Annotated in this window: 3 protein-coding genes; 2 read left to right on the top strand and 1 reads right to left on the bottom strand. The window is 64.2% G+C overall.

Features of this window, described 5'->3' with window-relative positions; genetic code table 11:
* The coding region (locus KA184_23345; GenBank protein ID MBP8132527.1) for an SAM-dependent methyltransferase at positions 1-225 on the top strand (225 nt) is incomplete at its 5' end.
* Between the two features lie 9 nt (positions 226-234).
* On the opposite strand, the gene KA184_23340 is transcribed toward KA184_23345, so the two are convergent.
* The gene (locus tag KA184_23340) at positions 235-720 is read right to left on the bottom strand and encodes a hypothetical protein (protein ID MBP8132526.1); all 486 of its coding nucleotides are present in this window, start codon (positions 718-720) and stop codon (positions 235-237) included.
* Positions 721-998: 278 nt separating this feature from the next.
* Between KA184_23340 and KA184_23335 the strand changes: the two genes are divergently transcribed.
* On the top strand, positions 999-1,678 hold a 680-nt coding region (locus tag KA184_23335; GenBank protein MBP8132525.1), incomplete at its 3' end, for a glycerophosphodiester phosphodiesterase.

Raw genomic sequence — 1,678 nt, 5'->3', positions numbered from 1 at the left:
CTGCGAGACCTGCGCCGGCCCCCGGACACCGCCGCCGCGCGGCGGATAGTCGCGCTGCACGCCGGCAACGAGTCTCGACTGCTGCAAGAGGAGTACTATCGCTCGCTTCTGGCCGCCTTCACGCCTGAGGAGGTGCGTTCGCAATTGCGTGCGGCGGAATTGACGGCGCTCACCGTCCTGGAAGTGGCCGACCGTTACCTGGACGTTTGGGGAATCCTGCCGTAGCAGTCTTCATCAAGTATCGGTGGGACCCGGCGTTTCCGGACGGCCGGGCGTCCACTGCCAGCCGCATGCAGAACAGCACCAGGATTCATCTCGGAACAGCGCAGGGAGGCCCAACAGCACAATCATGAGCCAGCGCGGGATGTTGCTCCGCGCAATGCTTGCGGAACCGCAATTGGGGCACGACTCCGGCGCGGGTGCCGGCGCGGGAGAGTCTTCGCTTTCCTCGAAGGCCACATCCTCGCCTTCGTCATATTCAGGCGGGTCGGGAATATGCTCGAGCAACAAGAGAGCGCGTTTCGCATTCTGTTTGCGCACGCGCAACGCCACGCCCCGTCCCACGACGGAATAGCGGCCGGTGAAACCGCGGGAATCCTCGCCGTCAAACCAGGCTTCGACGCCCTCGGATTCCAGATAAGCCTTGAGAAAAGCCGCTTCGAACGTATTAGCGCACATCTGAGCGACAACGAGGTCGGACGGATGACTGGGCCAACGCATGTAAGAGACCTCCCGGAACACCTCTTGGCGCACGGAACCAGGTTTAAAGTACCGAAGCTTCCATTCTAGCGGACACGGGAAACTCGGGGATGGCATTCTGCGTCTCTATGCTACGCACGGAGCAAACGCGAAGATGACACCCCGTGCCGTATTGCGGCAAGTACGGCCTTGCCTTATAGTAGCGCATTCCGGTCAAGGCGGGATACCGGCCTGTGTGCGGGAAGCCGCGACGCGGCTTGGTTTCGACAGTGGACGAAGGACGGGCAAGAGGAAAGAACATGAGCGAACTGATTCCGTTTTTGTTGCGCGCCGGCGCGCTGGCTTCGATGGCCGTTCTGGCTGCGGGCGTGGCGGCAGCGTTGCCTGGCGAGGGCCCCAAGCGGATCACGCGGGCATCGCTGCGCCTCTGCGCACACCGGGGCGGCAGTGCGCTCTGGCCCGAGAACACGCTGCTCGCGTTCACGGAGGTATCGAAGCGATTTCCCGGAACCCTGCTGGAAAGCGACGCGCGCCTCACCGCGGACGGCCAGGTCGTGCTCATGCACGACGAGACCGTGGACCGCACCACGAACGGCCACGGCGAGGTGTCGGCCATGACGCTGGCGGAATTGAAGGCTCTCGACGCCGCATGGCATTTCAGCCCCGATGGCGGCCAGACGTTCCCCTGCCGCGGCCAAGGCATCACCGTGCCGACGTTCGCCGAAGCACTGGAAGCCTTGCCCGAGTCCCTGTTCCTCATCGAAATCAAGGGCGGCGCCGCATTGCCCGCGGCGATGGTCGAGTTGCTCCGCCGTATGGGCGCCCAGGACCGGGTCATCCTCGCTTCGTTCCACGAAGGGCTCATGGGCTACATCCGCAAGACGGCGCCCGAAATCGCCACCTGCTTCACCTACGGCAGCGGCATCCGCATGTTGCAGGCGCTGCGCAGCGGCGACTGGGCCGGCTACACGCCCGAAGA

Source organism: Candidatus Hydrogenedentota bacterium (assembly GCA_018005585.1).
Classification (GTDB): Bacteria; Hydrogenedentota; Hydrogenedentia; order Hydrogenedentales; family JAGMZX01; genus JAGMZX01.
This window is presented reverse-complemented; position numbering and strand designations above follow the sequence as displayed.